The organism is Pseudomonas sp. SW-3, from assembly GCF_016615645.1.
GTDB classification, from domain to species: domain Bacteria; phylum Pseudomonadota; class Gammaproteobacteria; order Pseudomonadales; family Pseudomonadaceae; genus Aquipseudomonas; species Aquipseudomonas mandelii.
The window spans coordinates 1,450,030-1,465,070 of the sequence record NZ_CP067098.1 but is presented as its reverse complement, the minus strand read 5'-3'; the positions used below and the strand labels follow the sequence as shown (position 1 = coordinate 1,465,070).

General features: G+C 60.7%; 17 protein-coding genes. 6 read left to right on the top strand and 11 right to left on the bottom strand.

Features of this window, described 5'->3' with window-relative positions; translation table 11 throughout:
- Positions 1-209: 209 nt before the first annotated feature.
- Positions 210-674, bottom strand: a complete 465-nt coding sequence (locus JIO00_RS06505) for a glycine zipper 2TM domain-containing protein (protein WP_010462609.1) — start codon at positions 672-674, stop codon at positions 210-212.
- Between the two features lie 166 nt (positions 675-840).
- On the opposite strand from JIO00_RS06505, the gene JIO00_RS06500 reads away from it, so the two are divergent.
- Positions 841-1,077 carry a hypothetical protein gene (locus tag JIO00_RS06500; RefSeq protein WP_077749569.1) on the top strand — a complete coding sequence of 79 codons (237 nt, stop codon included), beginning with the start codon at positions 841-843 and terminating at the stop codon, positions 1,075-1,077.
- 5 nt (positions 1,078-1,082) lie between these two features.
- On the opposite strand, the gene pdxH is transcribed toward JIO00_RS06500, so the two are convergent.
- From pdxH to dinG, 5 genes are all read right to left on the bottom strand, one after another.
- Positions 1,083-1,730 carry a pyridoxamine 5'-phosphate oxidase gene (gene pdxH, locus JIO00_RS06495; protein ID WP_200667826.1) on the bottom strand — a complete coding sequence of 216 codons (648 nt, stop codon included), beginning with the start codon at positions 1,728-1,730 and terminating at the stop codon, positions 1,083-1,085.
- Positions 1,731-1,754: 24 nt separating this feature from the next.
- Positions 1,755-2,861, bottom strand: a complete 1,107-nt coding sequence (locus JIO00_RS06490) for an OmpA family protein (protein WP_172792350.1) — start codon at positions 2,859-2,861, stop codon at positions 1,755-1,757.
- A 113-nt stretch (positions 2,862-2,974) separates the two neighbouring features.
- Positions 2,975-4,120: an EstA family serine hydrolase gene (locus tag JIO00_RS06485; protein WP_010462617.1), complete on the bottom strand. Its 1,146-nt coding sequence runs from the start codon at positions 4,118-4,120 to the stop codon at positions 2,975-2,977.
- Between the two features lie 197 nt (positions 4,121-4,317).
- Entirely contained in the window at positions 4,318-6,828 is a 2,511-nt protein-coding gene (locus JIO00_RS06480; protein WP_200667824.1) for a beta-galactosidase, read from the bottom strand.
- Positions 6,829-6,924: 96 nt separating this feature from the next.
- Positions 6,925-9,069, bottom strand: coding sequence for an ATP-dependent DNA helicase DinG (dinG, locus tag JIO00_RS06475; protein ID WP_077749573.1), 2,145 nt, complete (start codon positions 9,067-9,069; stop codon positions 6,925-6,927).
- A 99-nt stretch (positions 9,070-9,168) separates the two neighbouring features.
- Here dinG and JIO00_RS06470 point away from each other — a divergent pair, with 99 nt between their 5' ends.
- Positions 9,169-9,633: a CopD family protein gene (locus tag JIO00_RS06470; protein WP_083374886.1), complete on the top strand. Its 465-nt coding sequence runs from the start codon at positions 9,169-9,171 to the stop codon at positions 9,631-9,633.
- 121 nt (positions 9,634-9,754) lie between these two features.
- Here the strand turns inward: JIO00_RS06470 and JIO00_RS06465 are convergent, their stop codons facing one another.
- The 4 genes from JIO00_RS06465 to JIO00_RS06450 all read right to left on the bottom strand — a co-directional run bounded on the left by JIO00_RS06465 (position 9,755) and on the right by JIO00_RS06450 (position 12,431).
- On the bottom strand, positions 9,755-10,513 hold the full coding sequence (locus JIO00_RS06465; RefSeq protein ID WP_083374887.1) for a collagen-like triple helix repeat-containing protein: 759 nt from the start codon (positions 10,511-10,513) through the stop codon (positions 9,755-9,757).
- Positions 10,506-10,784: a DUF1145 domain-containing protein gene (locus JIO00_RS06460; RefSeq protein ID WP_010462628.1), complete on the bottom strand. Its 279-nt coding sequence runs from the start codon at positions 10,782-10,784 to the stop codon at positions 10,506-10,508. Before JIO00_RS06460 ends, JIO00_RS06465 begins: the two co-directional genes overlap by 8 nt.
- A gap of 147 nt (positions 10,785-10,931) precedes the next feature.
- Positions 10,932-11,645, bottom strand: coding sequence for an OmpA family protein (locus tag JIO00_RS06455; RefSeq protein ID WP_200667823.1), 714 nt, complete (start codon positions 11,643-11,645; stop codon positions 10,932-10,934).
- A gap of 90 nt (positions 11,646-11,735) precedes the next feature.
- Positions 11,736-12,431 (bottom strand): OmpA family protein, encoded by a 696-nt coding sequence (locus JIO00_RS06450; RefSeq protein WP_083374888.1) that lies wholly within the window; start codon positions 12,429-12,431, stop codon positions 11,736-11,738.
- Between the two features lie 189 nt (positions 12,432-12,620).
- Here JIO00_RS06450 and JIO00_RS06445 point away from each other — a divergent pair, with 189 nt between their 5' ends.
- Genes JIO00_RS06445 through JIO00_RS06430 form a run of 4 tightly spaced genes read left to right on the top strand, consistent with a single transcriptional unit; the run spans position 12,621 to position 14,346 of the window.
- Positions 12,621-13,118: a DUF6231 family protein gene (locus JIO00_RS06445; RefSeq protein ID WP_200667822.1), complete on the top strand. Its 498-nt coding sequence runs from the start codon at positions 12,621-12,623 to the stop codon at positions 13,116-13,118.
- A 4-nt stretch (positions 13,119-13,122) separates the two neighbouring features.
- The gene (locus tag JIO00_RS06440; RefSeq protein ID WP_083374889.1) at positions 13,123-13,599 is read left to right on the top strand and encodes a YchJ family protein; all 477 of its coding nucleotides are present in this window, start codon (positions 13,123-13,125) and stop codon (positions 13,597-13,599) included.
- A gap of 46 nt (positions 13,600-13,645) precedes the next feature.
- Positions 13,646-14,140 (top strand): LEA type 2 family protein, encoded by a 495-nt coding sequence (locus tag JIO00_RS06435; protein ID WP_083374890.1) that lies wholly within the window; start codon positions 13,646-13,648, stop codon positions 14,138-14,140.
- Positions 14,137-14,346 carry an SEC-C metal-binding domain-containing protein gene (locus JIO00_RS06430; RefSeq protein ID WP_007906737.1) on the top strand — a complete coding sequence of 70 codons (210 nt, stop codon included), beginning with the start codon at positions 14,137-14,139 and terminating at the stop codon, positions 14,344-14,346. Before JIO00_RS06435 ends, JIO00_RS06430 begins: the two co-directional genes overlap by 4 nt.
- A gap of 121 nt (positions 14,347-14,467) precedes the next feature.
- Here JIO00_RS06430 and JIO00_RS06425 read toward each other — a convergent pair whose 3' ends face one another.
- Positions 14,468-15,025, bottom strand: a complete 558-nt coding sequence (locus tag JIO00_RS06425) for a cysteine hydrolase family protein (protein ID WP_154503375.1) — start codon at positions 15,023-15,025, stop codon at positions 14,468-14,470.
- Positions 15,026-15,041: the final 16 nt, after the last annotated feature.

Sequence of the window (15,041 nt, the reverse complement as noted above, 5' to 3'; positions counted from 1 at the left end):
GCTAACCGACCAACAAGTCCTCGGTATAGAAAAAGCGTGCGCAATGGAGCTACCTAAAGATCTCGAATTGTTTCTGACTTCACACGACTAACACTATTGAAAACCAGTTCTCATAGAACGTCTTTCCGCACCCGCCATCCTGCCCCCCTCAAAAAACAAAACCCCGACCAGTCACCTGATCAGGGTTTTCTTTTACCGCTCGTTCCCGCTTAGTGCGTAACGCGGCTCGTACCGTCAACCGTCGCAATCCGCACCCGCTCGCCCACGCGGAACACTTCATTCTCCTGAACCTGCTGCACATAGGCGCGCATGCTGCCGTCGTCTTCACGGACGGTGATTTCCACGCCTTGGGTGCGGGTCAGGCCTTCTTCAGTGGCTGAACCGAGCAGGCCGCCCGCCACGGCGCCGATGACCGCAGCGACGATGCTGCCTTTACCGCCGCCGATGGCGCTACCGCCGACACCACCGACCACTGCGCCCGCTGCGCCGCCGATCGGGGTCTTGGTGCCTTCGATTTTCACCGGACGCAAGGATTCGATGGTGCCCATGCGAACGGTCTGCACACGACGCGCTTCGTCACGGGAATAGGAGTCACCGGTCAGGCTCGATTGGCAGCCGGTGAGCAACATCGCCATCGTGGAAAAGGAAGCAACCAGCAGAACAGACTTACGCATAGCATCAACTCCAAAGGACAAGTATTCATTAAACTCCGCAGCTTGACGTCTGTCACGGCATCGCCCGGATAAAATTGGTTTCATTCAGGCTCGGTACAGGCGCCTCGGAACTCACCACACAGTAGCGGCAAACCGAAAAACCTGCCCCACTGACCCAAGGATTTTCATGGATTACTTCATCATTGTTGTCACCACGGTCGCCGGTTTGTACTTCCACTGGTGGCTGTACGTGCGGATCAAGCGCTGGATGGACCGCGATCTGGCGTTGGCGCTGGCGGGTAAAGACGAGCAGAAAAAAGCGTTCATGCTCGAGCAACTGGCAAGCGCTCAGGCGCAGAAGATCAAGCGCCGGGACCTGCCCCAGTGGCTTGAAGCCGCTGCGGCAGGCTATCCCGATCGGTAGACTGCTTAAGGTGCCAGACGTTCAAGAATCCAGTCGGCGCCTTGCAAACGGTAGTTGAGGCGATCGTGCAGGCGGCTCGGACGGCCTTGCCAGAACTCGATGCGCTCGGGTAGCAAGCGGTAACCGCCCCAATGTTCCGGGCAGTGCGGTTGAGTGTCGCTGAAACGTTGCTCGGTGTTCTTGAGCAGCGCTTCCAGTTCAGCACGATCGGCGATCACCCGGCTCTGGGGCGAAGCCCAGGCACCGAGACGACTGCCCAGCGGGCGGACCTGGAAATAGGCGTCGGACTCTTCAGCCGTAACCTTCACCACCCGCCCTTCGATGCGCACCTGGCGCTCCAGGGTCGGCCAGAAAAACGTCATGGCGGCGAACGGGTTTGCCGCCAGATGCTGGCCTTTGGCGCTGTCGTAGTTGGTGAAGAAGGTGAAACCCTCTTCGTCCAGGCCTTTGAGCAGCAGAATGCGGCAATGCGGCCGACCGTCCTGATCGACGGTGGCCAGGGTCATGGCATTGGCCTCCACCGGCGGTTGCTCGGTTTTCACCGCGTCCGCAAACCACTGATGGAACAGTCCGAACGGCTCGGCCGGGGCTTGCACCTCGGTCAGACCGTCACGGGTGTAGTCGCGACGCATATCAGCCAGGCCCTGGGTCATGGCGCATTCCTTTTGGTTAACGAATCACTTCTTTGCAGCATCGGCAGCGGCGACTTTCTTGTCAGCCGCTGCGGCTTTTGCTGGGGTAGTCTTTTTCGCCGGGGTCGCGGTTTTAGCCGGTGTCTTCTTGGCTGGAGCCTTGGCGGCTTTCTTGGCCGGGGCTTTTTTCGCAGCAGGCACAGCCGCTTTTTTCGCCGCAGGTGCAGGCGTGACAGGCTTGACCACTGGCTTGACGTCCTGGGCAGCGACCAGGCGAACGGGCGCCGGAGCCGGCATGTTGTACTTGCTCAGCAACGCGACCATGGTGTTTTGCGGAGTCACCAGCAATTCCACACGACGGTTCAAGGCGCGACCTTCGTTGCTGTCGTTGGCTGCACGAGGGGCTTCACCGCCCATGCCGCGCAGCATCAGGCGATCACGCTGCAAACCGCTGAGGCGGAAGATCGCAGCGACGGCTTGCGCACGCTCCTGGCTCAGTTTGACGTTGGCCGGTGCGGCGCCCGAGGTATCACTGTGACCCAGTACCAGGACGGCGGTCTTAGGATCGACTTCCAGGATTTTCGCGACGCGAGTGAACGGGCCTAGGGTCACGGGCAGCAACATGGCCGGACGGTCCGGGTTAAACGAGCCTTCTACCGGCGCGGTCACGACCAATACGTTTTCACGACGCTCAAGTTGCAGATTGCTGTCCTTGATCGCTTCACGCAGGCGCGGCTCGTAGTCGTCGAGCCAGGCTTGAGTGACTTTAGGATCCGGCATCGGCACGGCTTTGGCGGTGGGTTGATCTTTACCCCCGAACGGCCACCACCACTTTCCACCGGCTTCAGCTTCAGCCTTGGCCACTTCGACAGGCTTGGCTTCGGGTTTTACTTCCGGCTTTTTGTCGAGCGCTTCATCGGAGCCGAACGGCCAGTACCAAGGGTTGGAACTTTCAGCTTTGGTCACTGGAGCCGCGGCGGCCGTTTTCAAAGGGGCTGGGGTCGGGGCCGGAGCCGGCTCTTTCGCCGCGACTTTGTCGGAGGAGCCGAACGGCCACCAGCTGCTGCCATCCGAATCACTTTGTGGGGTCTGTGCACAACCGGTGATCGCGACACACAGGGCCAAGGCAAGGGTGGTTTTATTGAATGACATTGGATATCCACAAAAATGAAATCATAAAAAATCAGGCCGGCGTGACCGGATAAACAGACGGTTGGAAACCATAATGGCCTTCGGGTTCCGGCCCTGGAGCCCGAGAGTGCGTATTACAGACAAGTGGCCAGTACCCGCGCAAGCTTCTGCGCGCGCGGATCCATCAAGACGTAAGGCCCCAGTGTATTTGTCACAAATCCGAAGGCCACATCATGTTCCGGGTCAGCAAAACCGATGGAGCCGCCAGCGCCAGGGTGGCCGAATGCACGCGGGCCGAGGCCGTAGGTCGCATTGGGAACGTCCGGTTGATCGAGCATGCAACCCAGGCCAAAACGGGTCCGGGTCAATAAAGTCTTGTCTTCGCCAAGGCTGTGTTCGCGGGTCAGCTCCTCGAGCATTTCGCTTTCCAGCAGGCTGCCATCAAGCAGGCCGGCGTAGAAACCAGCAAGGCTACGGGCGTTACCGTGGCCATTGGCGGCGGGTTGTTGCATCCGGCGCCATTCGGGTTTGTTGGTGCTGGTCATTATCGACGGCGGGTTAGTGAAGGCCCGGGTGGTCATGGCGGTCGGCTCGCGCATAGTTACTTGCAGCAAGCGCTGGGCCGCCGCATCGCCAACGTTGCCCTTGCCGCGGGCGATGTGCGCCACGCGATGGAACTCTTCGTCCGCCAGGCCCACATGGAAATCCAGCCCTAACGGCTTGGCGACCCGCGCCACAATCGATGAGCCCGGCCCACGACCGTCGGCACGGCGCAGCAACTCGCCCACCAGCCAGCCATAGGTGATTGCCGCGTAACCGTGGCCTTCGCCCGGTGTCCACCACGGCGTTTCGGCAGCAAGGGCATCGACCATGGTGTACCAGTCGTAGAGCGCTTCGGGTGCCAGCAACTCGCGCAGTGCCGGCAGACCGGCCTGATGGCAGAGCAACTGGCGCAAGGTGACGGAGTCTTTGCCGGCGGCGGCGAATTCGGGCCAGTAGCGCGCCACCGGGGCATCCAGTTGCAGCTTGCCTTCGGCCACCAATTGCAGGGCGGTGACGGCAGTGAAGGTCTTGGTGCAGGAGAACAGGTTGGCGATAGTGTCGCTGTGCCAGGCTTCAAGGCCATCCTTGTCGGCGGTACCGGCCCAGAGGTCGAGGACGGTTTCGCCACCGACCCGGATGCACAACGCCGCACCACGTTCCTGAGGATCGTCGAACAGCGCCGCGAACGCTTCGCGTACTGCTTCGAACTTAAGCTCGTAATGACCCTGAATCTGCACCCGCAACTCCCCGAAATCTACAAAGTGGCCCGCATTGTTCCAGCCATTGAAGGTTTTGGGAACAGGCGTGAGCCGGGCGGTCGGTTGCCCATGGATTGGATCAGAAATTTGTCGTCAGGCTCGCTCCCCAAGGATCACGCAGGACCATGGTGGGAGCGAGCCTGCTCGCGAAGAACGATAACGCGGTCGAGCAGGACTCAGTGACCGTTGGCCGAATGGCCGCCGGCATGGCCCGCACCTTGCCCCACGCCTTTGCCCGCATCACCTTTTTTACCGCCCTCGCCTTCATGGCTGGCTTTATCCGCTTCAGCCTTGGCCTTCTCAGCCTCCTTGCCCAACTGGTCAACGGTCGCCAGGTTGCTCTTGCGCACGCTGTCGACAAAGCCCTGGAACGGCAGATCGGTAATGCCCACCAGGCCAAAGTGACCATTCTCGCCATCCAGCAGACGTCCGGTCACCGGTTGATCGAGGTACTGGAACCAGTGCACGCCGACAATCGACGGTTCGCTCTGCGCCTGTTTGAGGAAGTTGGCATAAGCCGGGCCACGGTCTTCTTCCTTGGCCAATTGCGTCACACCGCCCCAGAACGGACCGCGATCAGCGGAGCCGAAGTTGAACTCGGTGATCAGCACCGGTTTGTCCAGGCTGCGCAATTTGGCAAAGTCATAGCCATCTTGCGGTTGCAGGGTGTACATGTTGAAGCTCAGTACGTCGCAATACTGGGCGCAGGACTCAACGGCTTCCGGGGTGCTGGTGGCGAAGCGACCGCCCAGCAGCAACTGGTTCGGTGCGTGCCACTTGAGCGAATCGGAAAGGGTCTTGAAGTAGGTATCGGCGAAGACCTTCTGGAAGTATTTGAAATCAGCCTCGATTTCCGGGTGTTCGGCGCTCGGCAGCGGCGGCACGAAACCCGGGTCTTCCATCAATTCCCAGGCCGGCAAGTCGATGCCCCACGCCTTGGAAAGGCCGGCCTGATTGCGGTACTTGTCGCGCAACTGCTTGAGAAACGCCCGTTTGGCCGGCACGTCGGTGGTCATTTTCAAGGTGCCGTAGGCCAGTGCGTAACGGGCTTTCGGATCGTCGCCGGGGCCGGCCCAGGCCAGTTCGTTGTCGGCGAAGTAACCGATCAGCCAGGGATCGTCGCGATGGTCGCGGGCGGCGATGGCCACGGCGCGTTCGGTGGCCATGGCGAAGCGTGGGTCGAACGGGTCGGGCATGCCGCCCCACCAATCGGTGCCGGTGCTGATGCTGGCGTAATCGCCGACGATCGACAGCGGCAAGGTGTACGGCACACGGTCAGCATTGGCCAGCGCCGGAGCGCTCCAGTTGCCGACCGTGTTGAAACCCCAGGCTTGCAGGCGATCCAGGGTATGGCTGGCCCAGCGTTGTTCATCAACCACGGCTTTGCAGGGTTCAGCAGGTTTTTGCTCGACGGCTTTGGCGACGGTCGCTTCCTCCGCGCCGGTCTTGGCGGCTTCGGCGACGCCGGATTCGGCAGTCGTAGGTGCGACAGGTTGCTCGGCGGCCTTGTCGGTCGTGGCCTCGACCGCATCAGCCTTGGCTGCTTCGGCGACACCGGCCTTGGTGTCGCTGCCCAGCGCGCACGGTTCGCCGTACAGGCGCTGCAAGTTAGCGCCATAGAAATCGTACCAGCGACCGGCGTTATAACCACGGCCCTGATCGGCGCCGTTGCCACCACGGTTGTCGCCTTCGCCATAATGACTGGCCAAGGGTTCTTCCGGTTTTGGCAGGGATTCAAACATCCACTCGCGGCCGGCGATGTAGGTCTGGTTGACGTTCGGGGTAACGGTATTGACCCCCAGCGAATAGAACGGATGCCCTTCCGGGGTCACCAGGTACCAGCGACCGTCACGTTTTTCCGTGCGGAAAAAACCGCTGGCCTTGAACGTCGGGCCTTTGTTCCAGCCGCCGAACTTATCCAGGGATAACTTCTGGCGCTCGGCGAGCCAGGTTCTGGTTTGTTGCTGTTCTTTGGCGGCGGCGCTTTTCAGTTGCTCATCGCTACCGACCTTCTCCGGCCATTTGGCCCGGGTCGATTGACCGTAGGCGTCCACCAGGCCGCCGTATGCCGCCTTGGTCACCGCTTCACCGTCCTGCACGCCAAAGCGCTCAAGCAAGATACTTTGGGCTACTTTCGGCTGATCCATCGACAACGTCACCGACACCACCTGGCTGCGATCCAACTCACCGGCGCTGCTGGCCAGCAATACCCGTTGGCCGTCAAACGTCATCGGCATCGGCGGCCCGGCCTTCATGCCCTGGCTCAGCGGCGAACTCGGTTGCAGCGGCACCAGCAAGGTCTGCGCCGGTCCCGCGGGCAAGTCGACGCGACTGATCAGGGTCTTGCCATCGTTGCTCTGGATTTTCACGTACAGGGTCACGGCCCAGTCCATCGCGCTCTGAATGCGCAAGCTCATGACACCTGACTGGGACCAGTCCCAGGCGCCGGTTTGCGGGGTCAGACGCAAGGTCGGTTGCGCCACCGGGTTGAACGTCACCCGACGCAGCACTTCACCTTCGGCCGTTTGCTCCGCATTGGATTGCGGCAGGCTGGCATCTTGAGTTGCCACCTGGACCACATCGGCGGGGCGCACAAAGTTGAACAGCGTCTGTTGGCCGGCAGGGGCTGCCAGCAAAGGGGCTGCGAACATCAGGGCGAAAACAGCAGGCAACGAACAGCGAATCATAGGAACGTGTTTCTCCCGAACGACCCTCAATGGGCCAATGGAAAGGTAGTGGCTGAACGATAGACAACGCGGTGGGCAAAAAAGCCCACCGGTGTTTCAGGAAATTTCGCGACGGAATGGCGGCAATGCGTTGAGGATTGCTTTGCCGTAACGCTGGGTGACCAGACGTCGATCCAGCAGGGTAATGGTGCCGCGGTCTTCTTCGGTACGCAGCAAGCGGCCGCAGGCCTGGACCAGTTTCAGCGAAGCGTCGGGCACGGAGATTTCCATGAACGGATTGCCGCCACGGGCTTCAATCCATTCGGCCAGGGCCGCTTCGACCGGGTCGTCGGGCACCGAGAACGGAATCTTCGCGATCACCACGTGCTCGCAATACGCACCGGGCAAGTCGACCCCTTCGGCAAAACTCGCCAGGCCGAACAGCACGCTGGAGTCTCCGCCATCAACACGCGCCTTGTGCTTGTTCAGGGTTTCCTGTTTCGACAGGTTGCCTTGAATGAACACTTGCTTGCGCCAGTCACGGTCCAGGCCGTCGAACACGTCCTGCATCTGTTTGCGCGAGGAGAACAGCACCAGGGTGCCGCGCGAACCTTCCACCAAGGCTGGCAAGTCACGGATGATCGCGGCGGTGTGGGCCGGTGCGTCACGCGGGTCGGCTTTCAGGTCCGGCACCCGCAACACACCGGCGTCGGCGTGATGGAACGGGCTCGGGACCACGGCAGTCACGGCTTTTTTTGGCAGGCCGGCACGCATGCGGAAACGGTCGAAGGTGCCGAGCGCGGTCAGGGTCGCCGAAGTCACCAGTGCGCCATAAGCGACGTTCCACAGGTTGCGCCGGAGCATTTCCGCGGCGAGGATCGGGCTGGCGTTGACCTCGATGTCGAACAGCGAACCGCTTTCGGCCAGGGTCAGCCAGCGGGCCATGGGCGGATTGTCTTCCGGGTCTTCAGCGGTGAACGCGACCCACAATTCCCAGTTGCCCGAAGAACGGGACAACAGGCTGCCGAACAGCGGATACCACTCTTCGGCCTGGTTGCTGGCGATGCCGATATTGACCTCGCCGTCCATGCCTTCCTTGAGCAGTTCGGTGAGCCGGGTGAACAGGTCGGTCAGACGGGCATAGCCCTTCTTCAGCTCGACGCCCATTTCGCGCATGTGCTCGGGAATCACCCCGCCGACGAAACGATGTCGCGGCCGTTCGCGGCCTTCGACGTCTTCGCCGGGCTTGAAATCGGCCACCTGCTCGCACGCGGTGAACATGAACTGCTGCTGGGTCTTGATCTCTCGAGCCAGCTCCGGCACCTGCTCGATCAACTTGCCCAGGTCACCCGGCAGCGGATGCTGGGCCAGTAGTTTGGTGAGGTTCTTGGCAGTGGTTTCCAGCCAGTCGGCGGTGGAACGCAGGCGCGTGTAGTGGGCGAAATGGCCGATGGCCTTGTCCGGCAGGTGGTGGCCTTCGTCGAATACGTAAATGGTATCGCGCGGGTCCGGCAGCACGGCGCCGCCGCCCAACGCCAGGTCTGCCAGGACCATGTCGTGGTTGGTGACAATCACGTCAACCTTGCCCATGCCTTCGCGGGCCTTGTAGAAGGCGCACTGGCCGAAGTTGGGGCAATGACGGTTAGTACACTGGCTGTGATCGGTGGTCAGGCGCGCCCAGTCGGCGTCTTCCAGGGCAGTGGACCAACTGTCGCGGTCGCCGTCCCATTTATTGCCGGCGAGCTTCTCGATCATGCTGGTGAAGAGCTTCTGGCTGGCCTCATCGACCTCGATCTTGAAACCTTCTTCTTCGAACAGCTGAGCCGTGGCGGTTTGCGCGTGACCTTCCTGGAGCAACATGTCGAGCTTGGACAGGCACATGTAGCGCCCGCGCCCCTTGGCCAGGGCGAAGCTGAAATTCAGCCCGCTGTTGCGCATCAGGTCGGGCAAATCCTTGTAGACGATCTGCTCTTGCAGGGCCACGGTGGCCGTGGCGATGACCAGGCGTTTGCCGGCGGCCTTGGCGGTGGGTATCGCCGCCAGGCTGTAGGCCACGGTTTTACCGGTACCGGTGCCGGCTTCCACCGCGACAATCGCGGGGTCGCCACTGCGCCGGCCTTCGTCGTCGGTGTCGATGTCACCGAGGACTTTGGCAATTTCGGCGATCATCAGGCGTTGGCCGTAGCGCGGTTTGAGGCTCTTGGCTTCAAGAAAACGCGAGTAGGCGCCCTGGATCGTGGTTTTGAGTTCGGTGCTGATCATGGATTGTCGGGCGCAAAAAACGCTGGATAAATTTTCAGTGGTTCGTATGGGCCGCTATCATACCCCGCTAATTAATCCCGCGCAGAACGGAGTACCTCAATGACACCTTTTGGCATCGTTTACACCCTGCACGTCCTGTCCGCCCTGGTGTGGGTCGGCGGTATGTTTTTCGCCTGGATGGTCTTGCGGCCTGCAGCGATGAAGGCGCTGGAGGGGCCTGCCCGTTTGAAGCTGTGGGTGGAAGTGTTTCAAGGTTTTTTCCGCTGGGTCTGGGTCGCGGTGGTGCTATTGCCGATCAGTGGCGTGGGCATGATTCATCTGCAATACGCCGGGTTTGAGGCGGCGCCGCGGTATGTGCAGGTGATGATGGGCTTGTATGTGGTGATGACCGCGCTGTTTATCCGGATTCAAGCGTTGCTGCTGCCAGAGTTGCGCACAGCGGTGGGCGCACAGGATTGGCCGACCGGGGCTGCGACGCTGGGGAAGATTCGCAAGTTGGTGGGGATCAATTTGATTGTCGGGTTGGTGCTGGTGGCGATTGCTGCGGCCAGACCGATGTTCTAAAGCAAACAGTACAACTGTGGCGAGGGAGCTTGCTCCCGCTGGGTTGCGAAGCGGCCCCAAAATAGGACTGCTGCGCAGTCCAGCGGGAGCAAGCTCCCTCGCCACAGGATCTCGGTCGTTCTTACAACCTTTGAACGGTCACCGAACCCGCCGCACCCGCAGGCCCCGGCTGTCCATCAATCCCAGGACGACCGCTTTTGCCGCCATCGGCCTCGTAAACGAGGCAGCCCTTGGCCTTGCCGCCCGCGCCCGGCTTGCCGCCAGGCCCCGCGATGCCACCGGCACCACCCGCCACCTGAACCTTGATCTGTTCAACCGGATAATCCCGTGGCACTTCCAGCCTGACCAGCGCCCCCGGCGCCCCCGGCTGACCATCACTGCCATTGCTGCCATCGGCACCGCGGCCGGCCTGGCCCCATGTGCAACCCGGCGCCTGACCGTTGGCCCCATCGAGGCCGACAAAACCTGGCGCGCCCGCGCCACCGCGAGCGTCTACCGACAACAGCGGTGCATTCAGTGCCTTGATCTGCAAATTCAGGTTGCGTCCGGAGCGAGCGGCCTTGAGGTAAGTCCCCGGCGCCCCACGAGCCGTGATCTGGCTGCCTTCAGACAATTCGGCACGACTGACTTTCAACTCCAGTACCTGTTCACTTGGCACGATGGCGATCCGCGCCTCACGCCCCAGATGCAATTCGCCGACGGTGACTTCGGTCACGTTCGAAGGAATCAACAAAGTGCCGTAATCGGCGACTTCCAGGCGTTCAAGCTGCAAGGTGCTGGCGGTGTTGGGCAGGCGCATCAATGAATTGGTTTCGACACTGACCACCTGGGCGCAGGCCAATGGGCTGATGAGTGCGGCGAGCAGACAGAGTTTACGCATGGGAAGCCTTCGATACGGTCGGAGCCGGGAGGGTTTGCAGGTGGAATACGCCGAAAAACAGGATCTTCAAGCGATCACGCCAAGGGTGGGCGCGACCTCTGAGGCTGCGGAAACAGAACACCGCCTCAAGCAGATGAAGAGACGCCAACACGCCGCCAGCCAGATTGACCAGCAGGTGCAACGGATTGACAAACGGCATCAGCAGATTGACCAGCACCACCAGCCAAAACAGCAGGGTCAACAACTTCCCCAGCCCCCAAAACACCTTCATACGCCCCCCGTTGAGAATTATTCTTTGCGCGCACAGTAACGGCTTCCGCGAGGGATAAGCCAGAGGGCAACAGAAAATTCTTCATGAAGGCCGCCGAATGGCCGTCGAATCAACAGCCACTGTTGTCCGACGGCTCTATTACGGGGCTTAGCGATTAATGTGTAACTCCACCCTACGGTTTTTCGCGCGTCCTTCATCCGTTTCGTTGTCGGCCAACGGCTGGCTTTCGCCTTTGCCTTCGCTGGTGAGTTTGCTCGGCGCAATGCCCTGGCTCAACAGATAAGCCGCCACACTGCTGGCGCGACGCTCCGAAAGTGCCTGGTTGTATTCATCCGAACCGACGCTGTCGGTATGACCGATCACCTTGATGCTCACCACATCGGCGAATTGCAGTTTGGACATCAGCGAATCCAATTGACTCTGCGCGGCGGGACTCAGGTCAGACTTGTTGAAGGCAAACAGCAAGTCGCTGGGCAGCGTGATGACTTCGGGCTCAACAACTTCGACAGGTTTCACGCTGGCCGGGTACTGCGGCAGCGGACAACCATGGTGTTCGACAGGCGTATTGGCCGGGGTATCGGGGCAACGATCACGCCGATCGAAAACGCCGTCTTCGTCCTCATCGCCATCCTGGGCGTAACAGATCAAGCCACCGGTCAAGATACCGAGTGCTGCGCCACCGCCTGCCCAGCCGGCACTTTCAATCGCGCCCAGACCGCCGCCGACCAGTCCGCCGATGAGGCTGCAGATCGGCCAGGTACGTTGATTGAGAGGGGCGGTGCCATCGCTGTGAGTGGCGCAACCGGTCAACAGGCTGCCTAGCAGCAGAACCGGCAAGACGGTCCTTGTGAGAACGCTCATTGTGAAAGCTCCTGTGTTACCGGCCCATACCGGTTACACAGGAGTAAAGACCCGCATCCGCGACTGCACAAGCCGCGGAGCGGATGGGGCTTAGCGGTTGATTTTGATTTCCGTGCGACGGTTCTGCGCACGGCCGTCAGCGGTTTTGTTATCGGCCACCGGCTGGCTTTCACCGGCACCGGTCACAGACACGAAACTGCTGCGTGGGACGCCTTGCTGGATGAGGTATTCAACCACCGAGTGAGCACGCTTATCCGACAGTTTCTGGTTGTAGGTATCACTGCCCACGCTGTCGGTATGGCCGGTCACGGTCAATTGAGCGGTGGAGGCTTCCTGTTTCAGGCGCGTGGCGATTGTGTTGAGTACATCTTTATCGGCAGGCGTGAGTGTGGCTTTGTCGAACTGGAAGTGGACATCGCGGATGACAATGACTTCTTCCTTGACCACCACGACTTCTTCGACCACTGGCGCAGGTACCGGTGGAGGGCAGCCGTCGGCATCGACCTTCACGCCTCGAGGCGTACCCGGACACTTGTCGCGACTGTCCGGCACACCATCGCCGTCTTCGTCGCCATCGCCATGCACCCAGCAATAAGCCGCGGCGAAACTGCCGACGGCCAGCGCGCCATACCCCGCCCATGCCGTACTCTCGGTCGCACCGAGACCCGCACCGATGACACCACCGACCCCTGCACAGGTCGGCCAGTCGGTTTTCTGCAAACCTGCGCAACCAGTCAACACACTGGTTAGCAGAACCAAGGGTAATGCTGTCCGAACTATGCTCATCTAGTTTTCTCCTGAGGGATCGGCTTGAAACCGATTCAGGGAGTAAAGACCGGAGTTTTAATCTCCGCCAGCAATAGGCCACCGCTGTTTAGTCACGTATTCACGGCCGTTCGCCGATTTTGGTGCAAACCCGCTCTAGGCCCGCACGTTTGGGCAGGCTAGTCTTGGTGCTCTTTTTGAGGAACTCTGATGATTGCAGGTATTTCTTCGCGCACGCCCCAGCAGGCGTTGGCCGCTTTGCTTGATCGATACGCCCCCGCGCGCCTGTTGTTGATCGGCGCCAGCGAATTCCCCGCACTTGAGGCGTTCAAGCTTGCGCACCCGGACAGCTGCGTGGCGCATGCGGCACCGGGTGCACTACCGACCGAACTGGCGGCGCGCCGCTTTGATCTGGCGCTGGTGGTCGATTGCCTTGAACACCTGCCAAAGCGTGACGGTCTGAATCTTTTAGGCGGGATACGTAATCTGAACGCCAGCCGCATTGCGGTGCTGGCGGATTTGCCGGCCAGCGGCTGGCAGGAGACGGATTTCTTTTCCCTGGCCTTGCAAGCCAGTGAACGCTTCCAGCGCGATGAACAAGTGCTGACGCTGTTCACCTACGATCTGCTTGACTATAAACAGGTGCCCGACTGGCTCAACTCACGGTTCTGGGCCAATCCGGAAAACTTCGGGAAATATTGGTGGTAACGCAATGAGTACATCCATTTGCCCTTGCGGCAGCGGCACCCTGCTCGATGCCTGCTGCGGCCATTACCATGCCGGGCATCCGGCGCCGTGCGCCGAAGCCTTGATGCGCTCGCGCTACAGCGCCTATGTGCTGGGTTTGATCGACTATCTGGTGGCAACCACCCTGCCCGCGCAACAGGCCGGCCTGGATCGTCAGTCCATCAGCGACTGGAGCGCGCAAAGCACCTGGCTGGGTCTGGAGGTGGAAAGCTCCGAGGTATTGGGCGGTCAACCGGAACACGCATTCGTCACGTTCACCGCACGCTGGCATGACGGTGGTGGTGAACACAGCCACCGCGAGCGCTCCTCGTTCGTGCAGAACGGCGGGCACTGGTACTTCATCGACCCCACCGTGCCACTCAAGGCCGGACGCAACGATGCCTGCCCGTGCGCCAGCGGGCAGAAATTCAAGAAGTGTTGCGCGGGGTATTTCGGCGCGTGAGGTGATTCCAAAGGGCTAGACTGGCGTTCTAGGGAGAAACACGACCATGATCACCCGGCGCCTTGCACTTTTTCTCTTCTCCTCGCTCCTCTTTCTGGGGCTCGGCGGCTGCGCGTCCTGGTTCGGAGACGATCTGCCGGACCCGCAGGTGCACCTGGTGAAGGTTGAAGTGGTCCGCGCCAAACTGCTGGAGCAGAAATTCATCCTGCACTTTCGCGTCGACAATCCCAATGACAGCGACCTGACGGTGCGCGGCCTCGAGTACCGTATTCACTTGGGCGACATGCTGCTGGCCGAAGGCGAGCATGAACACTGGTTCACCGTCGGCCCCAAACGCAGCGCCTATTTCAAGGTGCCGATCCGCACCAACCTGTGGCCCAAGGTGCGGGACCTGGTGAAAATGCTGAAAAAACCCGATCAGCCCATCCCCTATCGTCTGGAAGGTGAAATGGAAACCGGTTTATTCATCGCGCACTACGTGCACCTGGCGCGCAATGGCGTGATAATCCCCGCCGATTTAATTCCGGAGCAAAACCGATGACCCAGCAACCCCATGTCCATGGCCCTGACTGCAACCACGATCATGACCATCACGACCACCATGATCACGACCACGGCCATGTCCACGGCCCGAACTGCGGCCACGCCCACCAGGAACCGGTGCGCAACGCCCTGAAAGATGTCGGCCGCAACGACCCTTGCCCATGCGGCAACGGCAAGAAATTCAAGAAGTGCCACGGCGCTTGATGCTTCGGGCGAAGAACGTCTTCGCCGCTTGAATCGACCTCGCGAGCAAGCCCGCTCCCACATTGGTTCTGTGCACGCATCCCCCCTGTAGGAGCGACGGTGCGTCGCTCCTACAGGGAACTCAGCCAGCCTTCAATATCTGTGCAGTACTCACGACCGTCGCATATTCCCCGTGCAAATTCCCCAGCGACATCGCATGCACTTCCTCGGCTGAGTGCGCATGGCCAAAATAATCGGCCTTGTCGAACGTAAAGCACGCATCCTCCGCCACCCACGCGTCAAATCCCAGATTCCCGGCCGTTCGCGCCGTGGACTCCACCGAGTTATGGGTCGCAACGCCAACGATGATCAACTGCTCGATCCCCGCCTCGCGCAAAATCGCCTCCAGCCCGGTCGCACAAAATGCATCCGGTACCTGTTTCTGAATCAGTTGTTCGCCGGCCTGGGGCATGAAGCGTTCCTGAAACTCAACGCCTGCTTGCTGCGGCCAGAACACCGATTCCGGTGAACGGGACAGGTGCTGCACATGAATCACCGGCCGTCCGGTTCGCCGCCAATACGCCAGCAAATCGACAATTCGTTCCTCGGCCTGAGGATTATTTCGGCGACCGAGCCGGGGCTGCAAGATGCCTTTTTGTTGGTCGATGATGATCAGTGCTGCGTTGGTCTTAAGCTCCATGCCGACTTTTCTCACA